This is a genomic window from Frankia sp. CeD (assembly GCF_000732115.1).
Taxonomy (GTDB): Bacteria; Actinomycetota; Actinomycetes; order Frankiales; family Frankiaceae; genus Frankia; species Frankia casuarinae.
Map to the genome: position 1 here is coordinate 184,366 of NZ_JPGU01000003.1, position 21,800 is coordinate 206,165.

The window sequence follows — 21,800 nt, forward strand, 5'->3', positions numbered from 1 at the left end:
ACTCATGATGACGGCTCCCATCATAGCCCGACAGAGGTGAGCCTGACACGCTCAACTTTATGTGTGGCCGGGAAATTCCCGCCAGCGTCGCCGGGCGGGACCGGAAGGGGAGCCGGCGGGAGGAGCCGGCAGGGCGTGGAATGGGAGGTGGAACGGGAGAGCGTCAGCTTCCGGCGGGTGGCTGCGGGGCCGAGCCACCCGCGGCATCGTCGCCACCCGCGGCACCGTCGCCGGGCGCCTGGCCGGCGTCGGGGTCCGTCGTCTCCCGGGGCGGTCGGACGGCGGCCAGGATGCGCCCGCGGCGGGCCCCCGGGCGTGGCCGTCCGCCCGCGCGTGATCCGAGCCGGGGAACCGGCCCCATGCCGGCAGCCGACGGACCGTCCGGCCCGCCGCTCGTGGCCTCGCCGGCGCCCGCCCGGCCGGGAACCGCGAGTGGCATTCCGGTCCGGTTGATGAGGTCGGCCTGCCGGCCCAGGTCGGACTCGATCTGGGCGAGCCGGTCGAGCATCTCGGAAGCGTCCCCGTCGCGCTCACGGATCGTGCGCAGCGCATCCATCAGGGTCAGCCACTGGTCCCGACCGACGGTGATCTGTTCGGCGAGGCGGTTGGCCGAGTAGGCCGGAAACAGCCGTTCCGTGGCGGCGACGATCTGCTGGACCTCACCGGGGTTGAGTCGGCCGGGCTTGCGCCGGATGTAGTTGACGACGTCCTTGATGCTGATGATCGTCACTCCGTCGAGGGCGCCGTCGCTCCACAGGACGTTGGCCTCGACCATCACCAGGATCGGACTTATCGGGATCTTAAGCATCGGCAGTGCCGCGCGGATCTGGTTGCGGACCTCGCCACCCAACCAGGCGGTGCGGTCGATCGGGGGTTTGAGTGACTCTCCGTCACAGGTCGCCCCACCCTTCTTGTACCGCACGGTGCCCTTGTTGTTGTCGCTGCTGAGCACCATCACCCCGCCGGGCCCGACCAGGAGGTGACCGATGGTCGCCTCGGAGTAGGGGACGGCCCGGTCGTGCAGGATGACGTACCCTTGGCGGCGCAGCCGGGCGATGGCGCGCGCGGTCCTGCGCTCCGCCTCGGCCCCCTCGCGCAGCGACTCGACGTCGGGGGCGGTCCCGAACGAGGCGATCACGATCCCGGCCGGCCAGGCGATGAAGACCAGCAGGAACACGACGACCGCGNCCGTGGGCAGCCCTAGGCCGAAGCCGATGACGAGGGCGAGAGCGAGTCCTACCAGGGCCGAGCGCACCNCGGTGCGGGGTNCCTCGCGGCTCAGCTTGTCCCGCCGCACGAGTGCCTGGTTTTCCCTGGCCCGGAGGTACTCCGTCTGCAGGGAGTGTCCAGGGCGGCCGACTCGGGTCATCGTCGGCCGGGTGATCGTCGCCATCGTGCCCACCATGTTCGCAGGGTCGTCGTTCGCGGAGTTGTCGTTCGCGGGGTCGTCAACGTCGGTAGGGCCCGTCCGCCGGAGCACGCCGGGCGTCGTCGCGGCAGCGCTGGCACCGGGCCCAGGCACAACGTGAAGGTGGCGAGCACCGCGGGACACACGATCGCCCGGTCACCGTGGGCGAAGGCTGTCCTTATGGTGCGTCGAAGCACCTGCCGGCACAAGGGTTGACCTCGTCGGCCCGGGAGGCTCCCGGCGGGGGAGCGACGTTCCGGGATGGCGGGATCCGGGGCGCCGTGGTAGTCGTGACGGTGCGAGGCGTTGCGTGTCGGTTGGGCATCTGCCGCTGAACGTAGCAGTCCCGTGCACCTCGCGCGGACGATCGGGCCTTCGGACCCCCTATATCGGGCCGCTCGGACCACGTCGTGGCAGGGTCGACGGTGANCGGGTTCGCTGTCGGCCTCATAGTGCCCCTACGTCCGGGGTGGGGACCCGGACAGACGGGTTGGCCGGGAGGTTGGGACCGGACCCGCCCATACGGTGGCGCGGGCCACTTGTCCGGGTGGCGTGAGCCACTCGTCCCATACGTTGCTGGTCGGTACGAGCAGGCTCGCCCGCGATAGTGGGTGCCAGATGGAGGATGCTGTGAGAATTGCGATCGGTGGAGCGATCACGCTGATTGCTCTCGCGGTTGCCGGGCGTCGGGTTTTCTGGCTGTTCCGGCTGATCGGGTCCGGCCAGCCGGCCGAGGGCCGGCTCGACGACCTGCCGACCCGCGTCTGGACGGAGATCAGCGAGGTCGGGGGGCAGCGCAAGCTGCTGAAGTGGTCGGTGCCCGGGGCGGCCCACTTCTTCACCTTCTGGGGCTTCACGATCCTGCTGCTGACCGTCATCGAGGCCTACGGCGGCCTGTTCGACGACGACTTCCACATCCCGGGATTCGGGCACTGGGCGGCCATCGGCTTCCTCGAGGACTTCTTCGCCGTGGCGGTCCTCGCCGGCCTGGTCGCCTTCACGATCATCCGGTTGAAGAACGCCCCGGCGCGGCTGGAGCGCAAGTCGCGATTCTACGGCTCGCACNCCGGGCCGGCCNGGGTCANCCTCGGCCTGATCACCGCCGTTATCGTGACGCTGCTGCTCTACCGTGGTGCCCAGTACAACACCGGCAACCTCCCGCAGGGCCAGACGAAGTGGGCCTTCGCGTCCTACGCTGTGAGCCGCATCTTCTCCGGTCTCTCCCACGATGTGAACGAGGGCATCGAGACGGCCTTCCTGCTGCTCAACATCGCGGTGATCATGGGCTTCTCGGTGCTGGTGGTCTACTCGAAGCACCTGCACATCGGCCTGGCCCCGATCAACGTCGTGCTCAAGCGCCAGCCGGTGGCCCTCGGCCCGCTGGCCACCACTCCCGACATCGAGAAGCTGATGGAGGAGGACGAGCCGGTCGTCGGCGNCGGCAAGGTCGAGGACTTCTCCTGGAAGGCCATGCTCGACTTCGCCACCTGCACCGAGTGCGGGCGGTGCCAGAGCCAGTGCCCGGCGTGGAACACAGGCAAGCCGCTGTCGCCGAAGTTGTTGATCATGGATCTGCGTGACCACCTCTTCGCCAAGGCGCCCTACCTGCTGTCCACCGAAGGCGCGGCGGAGGGTGAGGAGGCGCCGAAGGCGGTCACCGGGATCGCCGAGGACGCCTCCGCCTCCCACACCGTGCACCACGTGCCCGAGTCCGGCTTCGGCCGGGTGCCGCAGCCCGGTCAGCCGCAGGTCGACCGGCCGCTGGTCGGCACCGAGGAGGAGGGCGGGGTCATCGATCCCGACGTCCTGTGGTCGTGCACCAACTGCGGCGCGTGCGTCGAACAGTGTCCGGTGGACATCGAGCATGTCGACCACATCGTCGACATGCGTCGCTACCAGGTGATGATCGAGTCGGCGTTCCCGTCCGAGGCCGGCGTCATGCTGCGCAACCTTGAGAACAACGGCAACCCGTGGGGCGTCTCGCCGCGGACCCGCACCGAGTGGACCGAGGGCCTGCCCTTCGAGGTGCGTGTCCTCGGCGACGGTGAGCAGATCCCCGACGACGTCGAGTACCTGTACTGGGTCGGCTGCGCCGGGGCGATCGAGGACCGCGCCAAAAAGGTCGCGCGGGCCTTCGCGGAGCTCCTGCACACTGCCGGGGTCGAGTTCGCGATCCTCGGTACGAACGAGTCCTGCACCGGGGACCCGGCGCGCCGGCTCGGCAACGAGTACCTGTACCAGGAGATGGCCAAGGCGAACATCGAGCTGCTGAACGCCACGGGCGTCAAGAAGATCGTTGCCACCTGCCCGCACTGCTTCAACAGCCTCGCCCGGGAATACTCGGCCCTCGGCGGTCAGTACGAGGTCGTCCACCACACCCAGCTGCTCGGCAAACTGGTCGAGGAGCGCAAGCTGGTACCGGTGACCCGGGTGGAGTCGTCGGTCACCTACCACGACCCCTGCTTCCTCGGGCGGCACAACAAGGTCTACACCCCGCCGCGGGAGATCCTGGCGGCGATTCCGGGCATCCGGGGCCAGGAGATGCACCGCTGCAAGGACCGCGGCTTCTGCTGCGGTGCCGGCGGCGCGCGGATGTGGATGGAGGAGAAGATCGGTAAGCGGGTCAACGTGGACCGGATGGAGGAGGCCCTCGGCCTCGACCCGGACGTCGTGTCCACCGCCTGCCCGTTCTGCATCGTGATGCTCACCGATGCCGTCACCGAGAAGAAGCTGAGCGGCGAGGCGAAGGACGGTGTCGAGGTACTCGACGTCTCCCAGCTCCTGGCCCGTTCGCTGGCGCCGTCGGCGCCAGCGGCTCCGACCGAGGCGTCCGCCGAGCCTGTCGGCTAAATTGCGTCCCTGCCTTTCCAGAGGGATAAATCGGACATAAAACCCTCTGGAAAGGCGAGGAAGCTGAAAGACAAGGAAGTCAGCCTGGGGGGATCTCCCCGTTCGGGACCGGTGCGCGGGTGAAGTCCCGGTAGGCCCTCGACGGGGTCGGGCCGCGCTGACCCTGGTAGCGCGAACCGTAGATGGTCGAGCCGTACGAGTGCTCGGCCGGCGAGGACAGCCGGAACAGGCAGAGCTGGCCGATCTTCATGCCGGGCCAGAGTTTGATCGGCAGCGTCGCCACGTTCGACAGTTCCAGCGTGACGTGCCCGGAGAAGCCGGGGTCGATGAAGCCCGCCGTCGAGTGCGTGAGCAGCCCGAGCCGGCCGAGACTCGACTTCCCTTCCAGCCGGCCGGCGAGATCGTCGGGCAGGGTGACGATCTCCAGCGTCGAGCCGAGGACGAACTCGCCCGGATGCAGGACGAACGGCTCGTCGCCCTCCGGGGCGATGAGCTCGGTGAGATCCTCCTGCTCAAGAGAGGGATCAATGTGGCTGTACCGGTGGTTGGCGAAGACCCGGAACCAGCGGTCCAGCCGTAGATCGATGCTGGACGGCTGGATGAGGCCAGGGTCGTGGGGGTCGAGACGGATCCGGCCCGTGGCGATCTCGGTCCGGATGTCCCGGTCGGACAACAGCACGTCCCGGACGTTAGAGCATGAGCGGTCNATCTTCACCGTCCACCCGGAGGAGGATGGGGCCGCGTGGAAGAGTGAGACGGAGCGTGACCCGGGTAGGAGGCACGTGGCCGGTCGATGAATACCCGGTCGGACGGGTGCCCCCGGGGAAGGCTGGGGCGGAAGGGACAGGCGGGACGGATGCTCGGGCTACCCGATCACATCGAGGCATGTCTGTTCGACCTGGATGGCGTGCTGACGAACACCGCGACGATCCACGCGGCCGCGTGGAAAGAGACGTTCGACGATTTCCTGGAGAACTGGGCCAAGCGGTCGGGAGAGCCGTTCGTCCCCTTCGACCTCGAGCATGACTATGTCGAGTACGTTGACGGCCGGCCCAGGATCGACGGTGTGCGAGCCTTTCTCGACGCCCGTCACATCAGGCTTCCCGACGGAACACCGGACGACCCGCCGTCCGCGCTCACCGTGCATGGGCTGTCCAACCGGAAGAACTTCCTCCTGCTGGAACGGATTCGGAGGGACAGCGTGGACATCTATCCCGGCTCGGTGACGTATCTGCGGGAACTGGCCACGCGGGGGATCCCCCGCGTGGTCGTCTCCTCCAGCGCCAACTGCGCCGAGGTGTTGAAGGCGACTGGGCTTGACGCCCTCGTTGACGGAGCGGTGGACGGCCTCGTTGCCGCCCGTGACCACCTCGCCGGAAAGCCCGCGCCCGACACCTTCCTCGCCGGCGCCCGGCTGCTCGGGGTGCCGCCGCGGCGGGCGGCGGTGTTCGAGGACGCCCTGGCCGGCGTCGAGGCGGGGCGGGCCGGCGGGTTCGGCTGGGTCGTGGGGATCGACCGGGTGGGGCACGCCGCCGCGTTGCGCGCCCACGGGGCCGACATCGTGGTGAACGACCTGGCGGACCTGCTCGGCCACGGCTCCGGGCCCGGCCCCGAATGATCGACAAAGCGTCCTATCTGATCGAGCCGTGGTCCATCCAGGAGTCCGGTCTCGACATCTCCGATCTGGGCCGCTCCGAGTCATTGTTCGCCCTGTCCAACGGCCATATCGGGCTCCGGGGAAACCTCGACGAGGGCGATCCGCACGGCCTGCCGGGCACCTACCTGAACTCGGTCCACGAGCTGCGGCCCCTGCCCTATGCCGAGGCCGGCTACGGATATCCAGAGTCCGGCCAGACGGTCATCAACGTCACCAACGGCAAGGTGATCCGTCTACTTGTCGACGACGAGCCGTTTGACATCCGCTATGGCGATCTGCGGTCGCATCAGCGGGCGATCGACTTCCGGGAGGGCGTGCTCCGGCGGGACGTGGAATGGGTCTCGCCGGCGGGGCAGACTATCCGGGTGCACTCCGAGCGGCTGGTGTCGTTCTCGCAGCGTTCCATCGCGGCCGTGTACTACGAGATCGAGCCGGTGGGCGACCCGGCGCGGGTCGTCATCCAGTCGGAGCTGGTGGCCAACGAGCAGCTGCCGGCCTGGCACGGTGACCCGCGGGCCGCGTCCGCGCTGGAGTCGCCGCTGCGATCCGAGCGCCATCGGGCGAGCGGCACGATGGTTGAGCTCGTCCACATCACCCACCGCAGCGAGATCCGTGTCGCCGCGGCCATGGACCACGAGTTTGCCGGGCCGGACTCGCTGGGTGTCTCCTCGGAGAGCGAGCCGGACGCCGGCCGGGTGACGGCCACGGCGGTACTCGCCCCGGGCGAGAAGCTGCGGATGGTCAAGTTCATCGCCTACGGCTGGTCGGAGCAACGGTCCCTGCCGGCCCTCAGAGACCAAGCGGCCGCGGCGCTGGTCGCAGCGCGGCAGACCGGGTGGCCCGGTCNCGTCGCCGAGCAGCGGCAGTACCTGGATGCCTTCTGGAAGCGGGCCGACGTCGAGGTCGACGGCGATCCGGAGGTGCAGCAGGCCGTTCGCTTCGCGCTGTTCCACGTCCTGCAGGCCGGATCGCGGGCCGAGCGGCGGGCGATCCCGGCCAAGGGCCTGACCGGCCCCGGCTACGACGGGCACGCCTTCTGGGACTCCGAGTCGTACGTGCTCCCCGTCCTGACGTACACCGCGCCCGACGCGGCCGCCGACGCGCTGCGCTGGCGGTACGCGACTCTGCCGCTGGCCAGGGAACGAGCCGATCTGCTCAATCTGAAGGGCGCCGTCTTCCCCTGGCGCACCATCCACGGAGAGGAGTGCTCCGGATACTGGCCAGCCGGGACGGCCGCCTTCCACGTCAACGCCGACATCGCCGACGCGGTCGCCCGCTACGTCACCATCACCGGGGACGAGCGGTTCGAGCGCACGGTGGGGCTGGAGATCCTGATCGAGACCGCCCGGCTGTGGCGGTCGCTGGGACATCACGACCTCGACGGCCGCTTCCGGATCGACGGTGTCACGGGCCCGGACGAGTACTCGGCCATCGCCGACAACAACGTCTACACGAACCTGATGGCGCAGCGGAACCTCGTGGCCGCGGCGGACGCCGCCCGCCGCCATCCCGACCGGGCCGCCGAGCTGGGCGTGGACGCCGAGGTCACGGCGTCCTGGCGGGACGCGGCCGAGAACATGTTCATCCCCTACGACCCCCATCTCGGCGTCCATCCGCAGTCCGAGGGATTCACCGAACACCAGGTCTGGGACTTCGCGAACACCGCGCCCGAGCAGTACCCTCTGCTGCTGCACTTCCCGTACTTCGACCTCTACCGCAAGCAGGTCATCAAGCAGGCGGACCTGGTCCTGGCGATGCAGCGCCGGGGTGACGCCTTCACGATGGACGAGAAGATCCGCAACTTCGCCTACTACGAAGCTCTGACGGTTCGGGACTCGTCACTGTCGGCATGCTCCCAGGCGGTGCTGGCCGCTGAGTGTGGGCACCTGTCGCTCGCCCATGACTACCTGCGCGAAGCCGCCCTGATGGATCTGCATGACATCGAGCACAACACCGGAGATGGGCTGCACATGGCCTCCCTCGCGGGAAGCTGGATCGCCCTCGTCGAGGGCTTCGGTGGGCTGCGTGACGGNGGTGAGGTGATCTCGTTCGCGCCGCGGTTGCCCGAGGGACTGACCAGGCTGGCCTTCGGGCTCTGTGTCCGCGGGCGGCACCTGCGGGTGGAGGTCTCCGACTCGACGGCCGTCTACACCGTCCCCGCGGGGCCGGCGATGACGTTGCTGCACCACGGCAAGACCGTCCGGGTGGTTCCCGGCCAGCCGGTCAGCATGGAGGTCCCGCCGACGCCCGTCCTGGAACGGCCGAAGCAGCCCTCGGGCCGGGAGCCGCTGCGCTTCCTGCGCCTGCCCGGGACCGGCGGCCGTATCGGTCCTACCGGCCCTAGCGGTTCCGTCAACAGCATCGACGGCTGACTCCGGACGCGCCGGACGCGCCGGACGCGCCGGACAGCCCGGGGCCCCACCCGACCCGGTCCGTCCGGTACGATACGAATGCGCTACGCGGGCGTAGTTCAGAGGCAGAACACGAGCTTCCCAAGCTTGCAACGCGGGTTCGATTCCCGTCGCCCGCTCCACTCTGGGAGACGTGTGTCAGACGGGGTCTGACCAGGTCTTTTCGCCATGTCTGCTGGGGCCGAACCCGGCGAAGAACTGCCCTGCGCCCATCGGCGTCTCGTGAACGAACATGGCGAGGACCTGCGGGAACACCACCCGAGGGCGGAATGTCGGTGGCGGTCGCTACAGTGAGCGCGGCCACGGCGTCGATCTCGGATCGCGTCCGCTGGCCGGTGTTCGCCGCCATACGGGAGGTCGACGGGATGAACGTGGCGAAGGTGGTCCGGCGGGTGATCCCGGGTGATCCGGAGACGGTGCGCGACCGGGTGATGGTGCCGGCGCGGTCGCTGTGGCGCCGGGCCTGGACCCGGCGAGGCATCGACATCACCTCGTCCATGACGACGAGGTCGTGTCTCGTCGTCGCACCACACCCCGACGACGAGACGCTGGGCTGCGCGGTGGCCATCATGCGTAAGCGGGCCGCCGGCACCCCGGTCACGGTGGTGATTGTCAGCGACGGCTCCCGCGCGGAGCCGGTGACGCTCCCGCCAGCGGAGTTGATCGAGGTGCGCAAGGCGGAGACTCGCCGGGCCTGCACCCTGCTGGACGTTGACGAGTCCGACGTGCGCTTTCTTGGTTTCCCCGACGCCGAGCTCTCCGACCGGATCGACGCCATCGCCGCGCGGCTCACCGAGCTCATCGAGACCCTCGCGCCCGAGCAGATCTTGGCGCCGACCTCGTGCGAGGGGCACCCGGACCACGACGCGACCAACGAGGCGGTGCGCCGAGCGGTCGCCACCACCGGTTATCGCGGCCAGGTGCTCGAATACACCGTCTGGTTCTGGACGCACTGGCCCTGGACCTTGGGTTACGGGACGGCGGGCTGGTCGGCTGAGCGTCTGTTCGTCCAGCCGGTCCGCCGGTTGCGGGAACGCCGCCCGCTGCTCGTGGACGCCCGCGGTTTCCGGGCGCGGCAGCGCAGGGCCCTCGCGGAGCACGCCACCCAGGTGGGGGAGGACGACGCGGCGTCCGACGCCGCCACCCCGGTGACCGGCTCCCTGCTCGCGACCCTGGGGAGTCCGTACGAGGTCTACGTCGCCGCGGGGGCGCTGCGGCACCTCGACTTCGAGCGGCCGTGGCGGGCCGGTCACCAGGTACGGGGCAGCCGGTAGTCAGCCTGCGAGCGCCACCTCAGGGCCGGGTGCCACCTCAGGGCCGGGCTGCGGGCCAGTGCCGGTGGCGGCGCCGTTCCCGGGACAGGTCGGGGTATAAATCGGCGGCCGCGTGGCTCGGCCGGGGGTGTTGCTGCCGGTTGCGGGTGTCGAAGTGGGCGATGCCGCGCTGGTACGCCTCGACCTTGCGGCGAGCGATGGCCGAGGGCTCGATCTCGACCACGCCGAGGCGCCCCCGTGCCCCGAACGCGCTCGCCCGCGCGGGGTCAAGCAGGAACGGCGCCAGCGCATCCGCCAGCGCCACCGGATCGCCGGCCGGTACCGAGGATCCGGCCTCCCACCGCTCGACGAAGGGCGCGACTCCGGCCCGGGTCGTGGTCACCACCGGCCGGCCGGCCGCCATCGCCTCGACGGCCGCGATCGAGAAGCTCTCGAAGCGGCTCGGCACGGCGACGACACGGGCCCGCCGGTAGACGTCGCGGATCTGAGAACCGGACAGGTGCCCGGTGAACTCGACGTCCAGCTCAAGCTGGCGGGCCCGGCGGGCCAGCCACTCGCCCGAGGGCACCCCGTTGATCTCACCCGCCGAGCGTCCCGCGAGCACCAGCCGGTGCGCCACCCCCGCGCCACGAAGGCGGGCCGACGCGTCGAGCAGCACGTCCACGCCCTTGTAGGCCTCGAGTCGACCCACGACGGCGACTGTCGGCGTGGTGTCGGCGACGTCGGGTATGTCGAGCCACGGCTCGGCGTCGAACGGATTGGGAATCACCTCCACCTCACGGTCACCCAACCAGCCTTGCTCCCGCAGCGTGTCGACGAGCAGCTGCGACGGTGAGGTGACCACGGCGGCCAGGCTCGCCGATGTCCGGTCCAGCCGGTCGGCGACCAGGCCCTTCAACCCGACCGGCTGGCCGGAAAGCCTGACCGTGAGCATGGTCGGGCAGTGGAGGTGGATGGCGAGCGGCGTGGAGCGACGTATGGCCTGGATCAGGCCGCGGGTTTCCCCGTCCTGGGTCTCGATCACGTCTGGTCTGAGTCCGAGTTGACGCATCCACAAGCTATAGGACAGCGGGAGGCTGGCCCGCAGCGCCAGCGAGTCACGCGGGTACAGGGGTCCCCGGAGTTGGGCGCCGAGCTTTCCCAGCCCGCGGCTGACCGGCACCCGTAGTAACGGGCGCCGGTGGACGTGCACCCCGTCCTCCACCGAGTCGACGACATGACGCCCTTGGGCGCACAGGACGTGGACGTCGNGGCCGAGCTTCGCGAGTGCCGTGGCCAGCGCCGCGGTGTAGGTGCCCGCGCCGTCCCAGACGACGGGCGGGTACTGCTCGCAGAAGAAGAGAATGCACAGCGCCTGGAAAGATCCCAATGACTCCGCCACGTGTCCCCGATTCTGCCGTGCCGTAACGGGAGAGTAAGACTAATAGCGTAAATACGTTACTCCAGGGAGGGGGAGTGACGTCTTCATGGTCCCGCGGTTCCGGGGGGATCGAGGGAAACTTAAGGTAACGAATTGGTACGGGCATCCCGGTCGGTGCCCGGGGCGGCGGTCGTACGGGTGGCCGGACACGGTTGCGGTTGTCGCCCGAGCAGGATCCGACGGTCAGGTAAGGGTTGATCATCGTGCGGTCTGACAGCCCTTCTGATCACGTGATGTGATGCAAATTTACGGAAAAAACGGGATGCAATGGTCGCTTCGATCCGGATGTGTCACCGTTAGTGGTCCCAGGCGGTTGTCGGGTGACGACTCGGAAGGTTGATCACGGCGGGGCCGGCGGGGCGCGGGGAACACCGCCTTGCCCGTCGGCACCATGCAGCGTCCCGGCGGGCACCCGGCCAGTGCCCGGACGGGGTCCGGGTGCCGTGCGACCTCTGCTCGGCAGCCCTCACGGCAGCCCTCACGGCAGCCCTCACGGCGGGACCGATGCGCCAGCAGGCCCTTGACGGGTTGACGAAAGCGGATTCGCGTGCAGATTCGTCGGCATGTCGCGGGCGCCGGGGCGGGGGNAACGTTGCCCCTTTCGCTTCGGGGAATCGACCCGGCCACCGCTCGGTGGACCCGCGTCTGGGACGCGGGAACCAGTAGCGTCCTGGCCGGCACAGTACCGGAGCCGTTGAGATCGGCGAGGGAGGGCGTAGATGTGTCATCTGTTCGCGATGAGCAGCGGGCCGACGAGGGTGCAGGCGACTTTCTGGCTGTTGGATGCGCCGGACAGTCCCCGGGCGGCGACGTTGCGGACCCCGGAGGGGGCTGGTCTCGGCGGATTCGACGCCGATGGCACCGCGTGGGTGGTCAAACAGGCCATTCGGAACCGGGCCGACACGGCATTCGCCCAGGAGCCGCAGCACGTCACCTCCTCGACGTTCGTCGCGCATGTCCGGCACGCCTCCACCGGCCGGGCCTGCGAGGACAACACCCATCCGTTCGTTCGAAACGGGCGGATCTTCGCGCACAACGGCGTGATCGAGGGGCTGGACAAGCTGGACGCCGAGCTCGGCACGGGCGGTCTCCCGGTCCTCGGTGACACCGACTCGGAACGCTTCTTCGCCCTCGTCACCCGCGAGATCGACGCCTGTGACGGGGACGTCGGCGAGGGAATCGCATCCGCCGCTCGTTGGGCCGCCGAGAACCTGCCGCTGTACTCCATCAACATGATTCTCATCACGGAGCGGGACCTCTGGGCTCTGCGGTATCCGGACACCAATGGCCTGTACGTCCTTCGGCGTGGCCCGGGTGGGCGCAACGAACGCCACCTTGATCACGCGAGTCCGTTCAGCGAGATCCGGGTCCGCTCTCTCGACCTGCTCACCAAGCCCGCGGTCGTGGTCGAGAGCGAGCGGATGGACGAGGACCCTCGGNGGCGGTTGATGGAGAGCGGGGAGCTGCTGCATGTGGCCGCCGATCTCACCGTGACCTCTCGGATCGTGTTGGACGGGCCGCCGGTTCACCAGCTGTCCCTCGACGAGCTGCGGCCGCAGGCCGCCGTGTCGCAGACCACCGCGGTGCCCGACCTCCCTCTGTCCGCGTGATCATTCCGGTTCCTGAATCCCCTGTATCCCCTGATCCGCCCATCCACTGAACTACCGATCCACAGATTCAACGAACCGGCCGACATGCCGGGCGTGCGTACGGGGTAGCAGACGTGATGGGGTAATGGCACGGACAGTGGCAGTTCCCTGCGCGGAAGGGGCTCGTCGTGGTAGCAGAGGTCGGCAGGATCGGGTTGTGGGCAACCGAGCGGCAGTGGCCGAAGGATGTCCCGGCCCGGGCGGAGATCGCGGCCGAGGTGGAGGCCCTTGGCGTCCCGACGGTATGGATCGGCGCGGCCAGTGGCGATCTTGAGCTCGCGGCCGCGATCCTGGACAACACGGATCGGTTGGTGGTCGGTACCAGCATCCTCAACATCTGGACCGAACCGGCGGACGTCGTCGCCGATCATTACGCCATGCTGGCGAAGGCGCACCCCGACCGGATCCTGCTCGGGCTCGGTGCCGGCCACAAGGAGCTGGTGGAGAAGAGGATCGACCGTCGCTACGAGCGTCCCGTTGACGTCCTCGTCGACTATCTCGACACCCTCGACGAGCTGGGCGTCCCGCGGGCCGGCCGGGCGCTGGCCGCTCTCGGTCCCCGCGTGCTGGGGATCGCCGCGCAGCGCACCGCGGGTGCCCTGCCCTACCTCACCACCCCCGAGCACACCCGGCGCGCCCGGGAGCTGCTTGGCCCGGACGCACTACTCGCGCCCGAGCAGATGGTCATCCTCGACACCGATCCGGCTCAGGCCCGGGCGGTCGCGCACGACACCCTCGCGTTCTACCTGAAGCTGCCGAACTACGTGAACAACCTGCGCCGTCTCGGCTTCACCGAGGACGATCTGACGGGTGCCGGCTCGCAGCGCCTCGTCGATGCCGTGGTGGCCTGGGGCGATGTGGACTCCGTGCTAGCCAGGGTCGCCGAGCACCATGAGGCCGGTGCCGATCACGTGGCCATCCAGGTGCTGACCTCCACTCCCACCCGGCTCCCGCGCGAGCAGTGGGCCCGGCTGGNGCCGGTCATCGTCGGCTGATCCGGCTGATCCGGCTGATCCGCCGGCGAGCCGAGCGGGTGCCACCTCGGCTGGTAGCCGGTCCATCGCCGACGGTCCGCCCTGGGCGATCGGTTAGCATACTGAACGTCGCCTCGGGCAAGCCGCGGGCCTGGACCGACGGTGAGCGTGACGTCACCGTGCATTTCGGCGCGGTGCTGGAAAATCTGCTGCGGGTTCACGGCCTGTTTCCTGTCGGCAGGATGACACTCCGCTGGCCGATAGCGGCTGGCTCGATGGTGGGTACTCCGCGACGATGATGCCAACCGGGGGAGGCGCGGCCGGTCGGTGCAACTACCTACCTACCTACCTACCTACCTGCCTGCCGTCGGCGGGTCCTACCGAGCGGGCAGCAGCCCGGGTCCGGTCCGTCATCCCGACATAGTGATGTTCCACGGAAAGGAGGGGAATGATCGAGGCGCAAGGGCTCACCAAGCGGTACGGACGTACGGTCGCCGTCAACGACCTGTCCTTCACGGTGCAGCCAGGCAAGGTGACCGGTTTCCTGGGGCCGAATGGTGCGGGAAAGTCCACTACAATGCGGATGATCCTGGGGCTCGACAATCCGAGCGCAGGCCAGGTCCGTATCGACGGTAAGCGATATGCCGAGCTGAAGGAACCACTCCGCCAGGTCGGAGCGCTGCTGGAAGCGAAATGGGTGCATCCCAACCGCTCCGCCCGCTCGCACCTGCGGTGGATGGCCGCGGCGAACCGAATTCCCGGGAAGCGGGTCGACGAGGTCCTGGAGATCGTCGGGCTCACCTCGGTCGCCGGCAAGCGGGCGGGTGGCTTCTCGCTCGGGATGGCACAGCGTCTCGGGATCGCGACGGCCCTGCTGGGTGACCCGCAGGTCCTTCTCTTCGACGAGCCCGTGAATGGGCTGGACCCGGAAGGAATCCTCTGGATTCGTCAGTTCATGCATCGACTTGCGGNCGAGGGGCGGACGATCTTCGTCTCTAGTCATCTGCTGTCCGAGATGGCGCTGACCGCCCAGGAGCTCGTCGTCATCGGTCGCGGGCGGCTGATCGCCCAGACCAGTACCCATGCGTTCATCGACATGGCGTCCGAGTCGGCGGTCCGGGTCCGCGGGCCGGAGATGGAGCGGCTGCGTGGCGTGCTGACCGGTCAGGGCCTCGCGGTTCGAGACGTCGCCGCCGGCGACGGTGGTCCGGCGGCGTTCCTCGTGTCGAACAGCAGCACCGAGCAGGTCGGCGAGCTGGCCGGTCGGATCGGGCTCGTCCTGCACGAGCTGGCGGCGCAGCGCGGCTCGTTGGAGCAGGCGTTCATCCAACTGACCGGCGGCGAGGTGGAGTACCACGCCGGGACGCCGGGGCCTGGCGACAGCCGGTCGGCGACAGGTGCTCCGCCGGGGCCCGTGCCGGCGGGAACTGCCGCCGGTCCACTGGCCGGGACNCCCCGCCAGTCGGTTGACGGTGGCGTGGATGCCGGTGGCGTGGGNGTCGGGGGCGGTTCGTCGGCCTCGGCCGAGGCGGCACGAGGAGGGACTGGACGATGACACTGCTCACCGTCGAGCGGATCAAGCTGTTCTCGACCCGCTCACCGTGGTGGTGCATGATCCTGGCGACCGCGCTCACCGTGGGGCTGACCTCGATCTTCGCGGCGGCGACCAGCGATAACGACCTCGCCGACCTCACCCCGAACGTCACCCAGTTCGCCTACAACTTCGGCCTCGTGGTGATGATGGTGATGGCCGCGCTGGCGGTCACCACCGAGTACCGCTTCAGCACGATCCGGTCCACGTTCCTCGCGGTGCCCACCCGGACGCCGGCACTGCTCGCGAAGGCCGTCGTCGTCGCCCTGCTCGCGGGGACCGTCGGCGAGCTCACCGCCTTCGCTTCCTGGGGCGTCGCCAAGCTGATCAGGCCGGATGCCCCCCTGGCCCTGGACACGGCTCAGGAGTACCGCAACGTCTTCGGTGTCGGTCTGGTCTACCTGTTCGCGGCGATCTTTGCCTTGGCTCTGGGTCTGATCATCCGGCAGTCGGCGGGCGCGATCGTGATCATGCTCGTCTACCTGTTNCTGGCGGAGAGCCTGTTGCCGGCGATCCCCCGGGTCGGTCGCCACATCCAGCACTGGCTGCCGTTTGTCAACGGCGACAACTTCATCGTCGCCGGGCAGGTGGAGCATTCCGACGGGCCGCCCGTGGTGAAGGGGATGCCCTTCGGCCCCTGGGGCTCCCTGGTGTACTTCGCCGCGATCTGCCTCGGCCTGTTCGCCATCGGGCTCGTCCTGGCCAAGCGTCGGGACGCCTGAGCCCGCCGGCGGTGCGATCTCCGTCGGCGTGAGCTCTGAAGCCGTGATCATCTGACTATCTGTGATCATCGGAATGCCTGAACTCACCGGCAGGTTGCCTTCAGGCCCGGAGCCGCGGTCCACCGGTCGTCCTGATGTGGACGCTCGGTGGACCGTAGGTCAGGCGCCCGGGCCCCACAGGTCCCGACCGGCGCGGGCCCGCTCCTGAGCCTTCATGCGAGCCTCGTGGACGTGGCGCCTCCCACCGGTGAGCCGCAGCCGGACCTGTTCGTCCACGGCAACGAAGGGGCGGTAGTAGATGTCGTCGTACTCCTCGATGATCTGGAAGGTCCACCGCCCGTCGAGGACGTTGCGTCCGTGCAGCTCCCGGCGCACATAGGCGGCCAGCTGGGGGTGGCCGGCGTCTTCCAGACCGCTAATCGCCTCCGCGAGGATCAGATCGGCCCGTCCGGAGAGTTGATGGAATTCGTAGAGCGCCCCGCGGGCCCGTTCAACCCACTCCAGCGCCTCGCTGAGCTTGCCAACCGCGTCAGCGGTCGTGTCGTCGAGGTCGGGCTGCGTGCGGTCGTCCTCTCGGCGGCCCCCGGCCGGACGATTCCCGCTCATCCGGTCAGTTCGACTGCCGTCAGCCCGACTGCCGTCAGCCCGACTGCCGTCAGCCCGACTGCCGTCGGTTTGACTGCTGTCGGTTCGACCCCGGCGGGTGTGTCTGCTCACCCTGACGGGATGCCCCGGCGGTGTCGGGTCACACCGACCTGCCGCCTCGCGCCGGGAACGACCACGACAGGCGTGCGCGCGCACGCCGGGAACGACCACGAGAACCACCGGGCCGCCTCCGTGACTCTGACGGGCAGGTATCCATTCAGGGGTGCTGGAACCTGTACCCTGAATGGATACATCNAGAGATCGAGCTGGTACAGGATCCACGAATTACCGGAGCTTCAAAAGCTCGACAATGTGAGTCTGATAAGCTCTTCAGAAATGTACGAAAAATCCACCAGTGTGGGCCGTCAGGGACTCGAACCCTGAACTCGCCGGTTAAAAGCCGGCTGCTCTGCCAATTGAGCTAACGGCCCTGCGAGAGTCATGATACCGAACTGTGTGTCCTCGGGGTGGTGGTCGGGGTGTCGGTGCGGTTTGTGGGGGTGTGGATGGGGCGTCGGCTGGTGGGGTGGGCGGGTTGTGGTGGCTCGTGGCTCGTGGCTCGTGGCTGCCCGTCCGCCCCGATGGGGCGGACGGGCGGTGCCGGGTTAGTCGATCGTGGTGGTGTGTCGGGGGTACTCCTGGGGGCTGCGGGTGCGGGGGATGAGGCGGGCGGTGTTGCGGGCGATCTCGGCGGCGAGGTCGGGGAGGATGTGGGTGTAGGTGTCGGTGGTGATCATGATCGTGGAGTGGCCGAGGAGTTCTTGGACTGCTTTGAGGTCGGCGCCGGCGGCGAGGGCGAGGGTGGCGGCGCCGTGGCGGAGGCCGCGGATGGTGATGGGGGTAGGTCGGCTTCCTGGATGAGGGTGTGGAAGCGGTTGGTGAGGTGTTCGGGGTGGATGGGAGTGCCGTCGGGGTGGGTGAACGCGAGGCCGTTGTTCGGCCGGGTGGTTCCGGCGGCGAGCCGGTTGGCGTGTTGGCGGGTGCGGCAGGCTTTCAGGACGGCGAGGGNGTCGGGGNCGAGGGNGATGACACGGTCCCCGGCGTCGGATTTCGGCTTGGCGAGTTGGGTGGCGTAGCCGATCTGGACGAACTGCCAGCGGAGGGTGAGAGTTGCGTTGGTGAAGTCGATGTCGTCCAGGTGGACGGCGACGGATGCACCGCGTCGGAGCCCCTGGTAGGTCGCGCCGCTTCACTTGCGGACATGCGTCAGTCCGTCCCCCCGGGCTTCACGAGCCCGGCGTTCACAAGCTTCGCGAGATTGCCAGGCGGACGGGCCGCGCCCGGCTCTTTGGCCACCGCTGGAGCGGAGAGCCCCAAGACGCGACGCAGGACATCATTCGGGGTGTCGACGAAGGGCGCAGTCTGATCCTGCAGGCACTTGAAGACCTCGTCGTCGATCTCGATCCGCGGGACCATGCCTGACTCCAGGGGCCATGCCTGGCTCCAGCCTTCAAATACGGTACCACTTGAAGTCTGTGATATCTGGAGTGAGAAATTCAAGGGACGACTGCTCAGGCCGACCTTGCCGGCGACGAGGGTTCATCCTGGATGGTCACCAGGTCTGGTGAGCAAGCCGGTCGCCCGGCCACGCGACCCTGGCCACGCGACCCTGGCCACGCGACCCTGGCCACATCGAAGGGCGCGAGCTGGCTTCAGCGGTTGGCCGCGCGAACGACGTTCGGCGCATATTGTAGGTACGTACCTACCAGGGGGGTGGTCGTGGTGACCATGGTCTCATCGCGAGAGTTCAACCGTGACGTGAGCGCGGTCAAGCGGGCCGCCGCCAGCGGTCCGGTGATCATCACGGATCACGGTCGGCCGTCACACGTCCTGCTGTCGTTCGCCGACTACCAGCGGCTCACCGGAACCGCGGGCAGCCTGGGAGACGCGTTCGTTCTGGAGGAGGAGATCGACTTCGAGCCCCTACGGCCGCGGGACTCGCTGCGCGAGGTCGACCTGTGAGCTTCCTACTCGACACCAACGTCATCTCCGAGCTCCGTAAGCCCGCGAAACGCCGCGATGACCGCTTCAACGGCTGGGCCGCGAGCCTGTCACCATCGGATACCTTCCTCTCCGTCATCACCCTGCTAGAGCTGCGGGCTGGCATTGAGAACAAGCGATGGCGCGATGCCCGCCAGGCGGCCGTCCTGGACTCATGGCTCGATCAGAACGTGCTCCCGGCATACGCAGGCCGGCTGCTCGACGTCGATCAGATCGTCGCCGGCTCGGCGGCGCGACTTCACGTGCCCGACCGGCGCCCAGCCCACGATGCGCTCATCGCCGCCACGGCCCAGGTGCACAGCCTCACGCTCGTCACCCGCAACGAGGCCGACTTCGCCGCCATGGACGTCCCACTCGTCAACCCTTGGACCTCCCAGCTGTAAGCAGGTCCCGAAGCTGGGCGGCACAGAACCTCTGGCGGTAGGATCGGGCACACTCATGTCTTCGGCAGCGTGATCGGTCGCAACGGCACCACCTGAGGACCCTCCAACGGACCACGACCGAGGTGCCCTCCATAACGGCCCGAATCCGCGACATGATACTTCGCACTTCTGGGATCATCGTGGTACCTGGATCTGATAGGACGTGGTTCCCCTGACCTGGAGGCGCAGAAGTGTCCGAAACTGCCAGATGCTCGCGATCCATGATCACCATCTTTGCCAGGAGACAGGCCGAGACGCGATGAATGGCGAGCAGATCCTCACAGTGCACGAAGCTGCGCGCTCCTGGCAGCCGAACGAGAACGCTGCCGAAGCCCTGGCGCACACCGTCGAATGGCTCACCCGCTTCCAGGTCTGCACGCCCCGGGCCGAGAGGTACGCCACGCTTTCGGCCTGGGTGTACCCTCTGGCCCCGCTGCCGGAGCTGGAACTCGCTTACGACATCCACGCCTTCTTCCGGATCTACGACGACTTCACCGACGACCTTGCGGCGGACATCAGCCGCATCAACGTCATCAGCGCGGAGCTCACCGGGATTCTCTACGGGAGACCCGCGAAGTCCCTCATGGGGATGATCTTCCATGACCTGTGGGCGCGGCAGATCGTCAGCTCGCCGGACCAGTGGGTGGCTCGGGTCAGCGAGCACTGGGAATGGTACTTCAACACGCAGGCCACTTACGCGGCGATGCGGGACCGGCGGATGGACACGACGGTCGAAGAGTACTTGGAACTACGCCTGGGAAACGGCGCGGTGCCGCTGTGCCTGGTGTTCGGCGAGAAGATGAATTTCACCTATCTGGCGCCGCACATCCACCACTGTACCCAGCTGCGACTGCTGCGCAGGTTAGCCAGCGACATCATCGTGTACTGCAACGACGTCTACTCCTCGGTCCGCGACGCGAAGCGCGACGACCCGCGCAATCTGATCTCGATCATCCGAGACCAGGACGGCTGCGATTGGCAGGAGGCAAGAGCCCGTTGCGAGCAGGAGATGCGGACGCTCGACCAGTCGATACACACCACAAAGCAGCGCCTTGACACGGCCTTCGACGTGCTGCATTTCACCGACACAGAACGCGCCCAGGCCCGGATGGGTGCGAGGATCGTCGACGACTGGAACTGGGGTTACCAGGCGTGGGCGGCGGTCAACGAACTGTTGATGGACACGGATCCGCCGCGCGAGGAGATCTCTCGCATGCTGACCTCGCCGCAGGCGGTCTGACGGCGTGTCGGAAACAAAAGAGCGGCGCCCGGGAGCGATTCCCGGGCGCCACTCGGCGGTACGTCAGCCGACCGTGAACCCTTAGCGTCGACCGCGGAACATGCCGCCCAGCGAAGCCCAGAAGCCGCGGCGGGTGTCCGCTCTGGCCTGTGCGTCGGCCTCGGCCACCGCCGCCAGCGCGTCCTTCGCGGCGCTCGGCTCGACCACCGGGGCGGAGAACGCCGGGGCGGCTGGCGCAGACTGCGGGACGGGGCGGCACTGCGGGGCGAACTTGACCGGGAGCGCGTCAAGGTGCCGGGACCAGGTCGAGGCGGTCCAGGTCAGCTGCTCCTCCGGCACCGTGAGGTGCAGGTCGGGTAGCCGGTTGAGCAGCACGTCGACGCCGGTGTCGGTGATGGCGCGGGCGATCTCCTGTCCCGAGCACTCGTGCGGGCCCCGGCTGAACGCCAGGTGCGAGCGGTTGCCGTGCATCGGCGCGCCGAGATCCGGACGGATCTCCGGATCCGCGTTGCCTGCCGCGATGCCGAGCAGCAGCATGTCGCCCTCGCGGATCTCCTTGTCGGCGAAATGCATGTCGTGCGTGGCGAACCGCGCCGGGCAGACCAGTAGCGGCGGATCGTCCCACAGCATCTGCTCGACCGCGTCCGGCAGCGTCATGAGCCCGCCAGCGAGCGACGCGCGGAAGCGGGGGTCGGTCAGCACCATCCGCAGCGTGTTCGAGACCAGGTTCGCCGTGGCCTCGTAGCCCAGCACGATCACGAGGCGCAGGTGGTTGAGTACCTCCTCGTCGTTCAGCCCCGAGGGGTGCTGAACGAACCAGGACGCCAGGTCGTGCGCGGGGGCCCTGCGCCGCTCCTCGGTCAGCGACCGCAGGGTGCCGATGATGTACTGGTTGTGCGCGTATGCATCCTCGCCGCCGCTGACCATGCCGACGATGGCCTCGACCAGTTTCCGGCCGTACCCCTCGCTCAGGCCGACCAGCCGGCTCAGCACGAGCATCGGAAGGTAAACGGCGAACTGGGTCACCAGGTCCGCGCGGCCGTCCTCGACAAAGCCGTCGATCAGCTGGTTCGCGTAGCGCTGGACGTGCCGCCGGGTGCCGTGCCGGTCGAACCTGGTCAGGCACTCGTTGACCGCGGCGCGCAGCCGCGCATGTTCCTCGCCATCGTAGGACACGACGTCGGGACGCCATCCGATGAGCGGGAGCAGCGGGTCGTCCGCGGCGATCCTGCCCTCGTTCCAGTCCCGCCAGAGCCGGGCGTCCCGGGTGAACCGGCTCGGGGTGCGAGCGACCTCCATGTTCTCCCGGTAGCCGAGCACCAGCCAGGCCGGGACGCCACCCTCGAGTTCCACCGGGGCGATCCCGCCGTGTTCCGCGCGGAGCTTCTCGTAGACCGCGCCGGGATCGTGCTGCGCTTCCGGGCCGTAGAGCGCGGTCCGTACGGCATCCTGCGCGAAGGCCGCGTGCNCCGGACACCCCGGCGGCGGGATCGCAGCGCCTGATTCCGCGCCTGCTTCGGGAATGGGTGTTGACAC

The 21,800-nt window shown here is 68.6% G+C and carries 18 protein-coding genes, 2 tRNA genes and 1 pseudogene; 12 read left to right on the plus strand and 9 right to left on the minus strand.

Annotated elements, in window-relative coordinates; translation table 11 throughout:
• Positions 1 to 163 precede the first annotated feature (163 nt).
• Entirely contained in the window at positions 164 to 1,393 is a 1,230-nt protein-coding gene (locus CED_RS03670; RefSeq protein ID WP_035908687.1) for a nuclease-related domain-containing protein, read from the minus strand.
• 645 nt (positions 1,394 to 2,038) lie between these two features.
• On the opposite strand from CED_RS03670, the gene CED_RS03675 reads away from it, so the two are divergent.
• Positions 2,039 to 4,258 carry a (Fe-S)-binding protein gene (locus CED_RS03675; RefSeq protein ID WP_035908629.1) on the plus strand — a complete coding sequence of 740 codons (2,220 nt, stop codon included), beginning with the start codon at positions 2,039 to 2,041 and terminating at the stop codon, positions 4,256 to 4,258.
• Between the two features lie 79 nt (positions 4,259 to 4,337).
• Here CED_RS03675 and dcd read toward each other — a convergent pair whose 3' ends face one another.
• On the minus strand, positions 4,338 to 4,937 hold the full coding sequence (gene dcd / locus CED_RS03680; protein ID WP_011438703.1) for a dCTP deaminase: 600 nt from the start codon (positions 4,935 to 4,937) through the stop codon (positions 4,338 to 4,340).
• A 177-nt stretch (positions 4,938 to 5,114) separates the two neighbouring features.
• Here dcd and CED_RS03685 point away from each other — a divergent pair, with 177 nt between their 5' ends.
• The 4 genes from CED_RS03685 (at position 5,115) to CED_RS03700 (ending at position 9,600) form a co-directional block, all read left to right on the plus strand.
• The gene (locus CED_RS03685) at positions 5,115 to 5,876 is read left to right on the plus strand and encodes a beta-phosphoglucomutase family hydrolase (protein ID WP_011438702.1); all 762 of its coding nucleotides are present in this window, start codon (positions 5,115 to 5,117) and stop codon (positions 5,874 to 5,876) included.
• On the plus strand, positions 5,873 to 8,287 hold the full coding sequence (locus tag CED_RS03690; protein WP_035908630.1) for a glycoside hydrolase family 65 protein: 2,415 nt from the start codon (positions 5,873 to 5,875) through the stop codon (positions 8,285 to 8,287). The genes CED_RS03685 and CED_RS03690 overlap by 4 nt, the downstream gene beginning before the upstream one ends.
• An 87-nt stretch (positions 8,288 to 8,374) precedes the next feature.
• Positions 8,375 to 8,448 (plus strand) — tRNA-Gly (locus tag CED_RS03695).
• 153 nt (positions 8,449 to 8,601) lie between these two features.
• Complete coding sequence (locus CED_RS03700; protein ID WP_232234820.1) at positions 8,602 to 9,600, plus strand: PIG-L deacetylase family protein; 999 nt, start codon at positions 8,602 to 8,604, stop codon at positions 9,598 to 9,600.
• A gap of 37 nt (positions 9,601 to 9,637) precedes the next feature.
• Here CED_RS03700 and CED_RS03705 read toward each other — a convergent pair whose 3' ends face one another.
• A complete protein-coding gene (locus tag CED_RS03705; protein WP_035908631.1) occupies positions 9,638 to 10,981 on the minus strand; it encodes a glycosyltransferase family 4 protein in 1,344 nt (447 codons plus the stop codon).
• A 758-nt stretch (positions 10,982 to 11,739) separates the two neighbouring features.
• On the opposite strand from CED_RS03705, the gene CED_RS03710 reads away from it, so the two are divergent.
• The 4 genes from CED_RS03710 to CED_RS03730 all read left to right on the plus strand — a co-directional run bounded on the left by CED_RS03710 (position 11,740) and on the right by CED_RS03730 (position 15,956).
• Positions 11,740 to 12,630, plus strand: a complete 891-nt coding sequence (locus CED_RS03710) for a class II glutamine amidotransferase (RefSeq protein ID WP_035908632.1) — start codon at positions 11,740 to 11,742, stop codon at positions 12,628 to 12,630.
• A 167-nt stretch (positions 12,631 to 12,797) separates the two neighbouring features.
• Positions 12,798 to 13,664 (plus strand): LLM class F420-dependent oxidoreductase, encoded by an 867-nt coding sequence (locus tag CED_RS03715; RefSeq protein ID WP_035908633.1) that lies wholly within the window; start codon positions 12,798 to 12,800, stop codon positions 13,662 to 13,664.
• A gap of 427 nt (positions 13,665 to 14,091) precedes the next feature.
• Entirely contained in the window at positions 14,092 to 15,198 is a 1,107-nt protein-coding gene (locus CED_RS03725) for an ABC transporter ATP-binding protein (protein ID WP_035908635.1), read from the plus strand.
• A complete protein-coding gene (locus CED_RS03730) occupies positions 15,195 to 15,956 on the plus strand; it encodes an ABC transporter permease (protein ID WP_035908636.1) in 762 nt (253 codons plus the stop codon). The genes CED_RS03725 and CED_RS03730 overlap by 4 nt, the downstream gene beginning before the upstream one ends.
• A gap of 159 nt (positions 15,957 to 16,115) precedes the next feature.
• Here the strand turns inward: CED_RS03730 and CED_RS03735 are convergent, their stop codons facing one another.
• From CED_RS03735 to CED_RS03750, 5 genes and pseudogenes are all read right to left on the minus strand, one after another.
• Positions 16,116 to 16,562 carry a hypothetical protein gene (locus CED_RS03735; protein WP_023840681.1) on the minus strand — a complete coding sequence of 149 codons (447 nt, stop codon included), beginning with the start codon at positions 16,560 to 16,562 and terminating at the stop codon, positions 16,116 to 16,118.
• 397 nt (positions 16,563 to 16,959) lie between these two features.
• A tRNA-Lys gene (locus CED_RS03740) sits at positions 16,960 to 17,032 on the minus strand.
• Between the two features lie 174 nt (positions 17,033 to 17,206).
• Positions 17,207 to 17,338 (minus strand): hypothetical protein, encoded by a 132-nt coding sequence (locus CED_RS25725; RefSeq protein WP_255353866.1) that lies wholly within the window; start codon positions 17,336 to 17,338, stop codon positions 17,207 to 17,209.
• Between the two features lie 30 nt (positions 17,339 to 17,368).
• Positions 17,369 to 17,794, minus strand: a pseudogene (locus CED_RS22120) (hypothetical protein); the annotation flags it as partial.
• A gap of 13 nt (positions 17,795 to 17,807) precedes the next feature.
• Complete coding sequence (locus tag CED_RS03750) at positions 17,808 to 18,017, minus strand: negative regulator of replication initiation SeqA (protein WP_023840683.1); 210 nt, start codon at positions 18,015 to 18,017, stop codon at positions 17,808 to 17,810.
• 312 nt (positions 18,018 to 18,329) lie between these two features.
• On the opposite strand from CED_RS03750, the gene CED_RS03755 reads away from it, so the two are divergent.
• The 3 genes from CED_RS03755 to CED_RS03765 all read left to right on the plus strand — a co-directional run bounded on the left by CED_RS03755 (position 18,330) and on the right by CED_RS03765 (position 20,264).
• Entirely contained in the window at positions 18,330 to 18,563 is a 234-nt protein-coding gene (locus CED_RS03755; protein ID WP_011438691.1) for a type II toxin-antitoxin system Phd/YefM family antitoxin, read from the plus strand.
• Positions 18,560 to 18,985, plus strand: a complete 426-nt coding sequence (locus CED_RS03760) for a type II toxin-antitoxin system VapC family toxin (protein ID WP_011438690.1) — start codon at positions 18,560 to 18,562, stop codon at positions 18,983 to 18,985. The genes CED_RS03755 and CED_RS03760 overlap by 4 nt, the downstream gene beginning before the upstream one ends.
• A gap of 298 nt (positions 18,986 to 19,283) precedes the next feature.
• Complete coding sequence (locus CED_RS03765) at positions 19,284 to 20,264, plus strand: terpene synthase family protein (RefSeq protein WP_023840686.1); 981 nt, start codon at positions 19,284 to 19,286, stop codon at positions 20,262 to 20,264.
• An 81-nt stretch (positions 20,265 to 20,345) separates the two neighbouring features.
• Here the strand turns inward: CED_RS03765 and CED_RS03770 are convergent, their stop codons facing one another.
• Positions 20,346 to 21,800 (minus strand): cytochrome P450, encoded by a 1,455-nt coding sequence (locus tag CED_RS03770; protein ID WP_035908638.1) that lies wholly within the window; start codon positions 21,798 to 21,800, stop codon positions 20,346 to 20,348.

Coding starts and splice junctions, on each gene's coding strand:
- CED_RS03685 (WP_011438702.1), top strand. CDS start 5,115: ATGCTCGGGCTACCCGATCACATCGAGGCATGTCTGTTCGACCTGGAT.
- CED_RS03735 (WP_023840681.1), bottom strand. CDS start 16,562: ATGAGCGGGAATCGTCCGGCCGGGGGCCGCCGAGAGGACGACCGCACG.
- CED_RS25725 (WP_255353866.1), bottom strand. CDS start 17,338: ATGATCACCACCGACACCTACACCCACATCCTCCCCGACCTCGCCGCC.
- CED_RS03750 (WP_023840683.1), bottom strand. CDS start 18,017: ATGGTCCCGCGGATCGAGATCGACGACGAGGTCTTCAAGTGCCTGCAG.
- CED_RS03755 (WP_011438691.1), top strand. CDS start 18,330: ATGGTCTCATCGCGAGAGTTCAACCGTGACGTGAGCGCGGTCAAGCGG.
- CED_RS03765 (WP_023840686.1), top strand. CDS start 19,284: ATGAATGGCGAGCAGATCCTCACAGTGCACGAAGCTGCGCGCTCCTGG.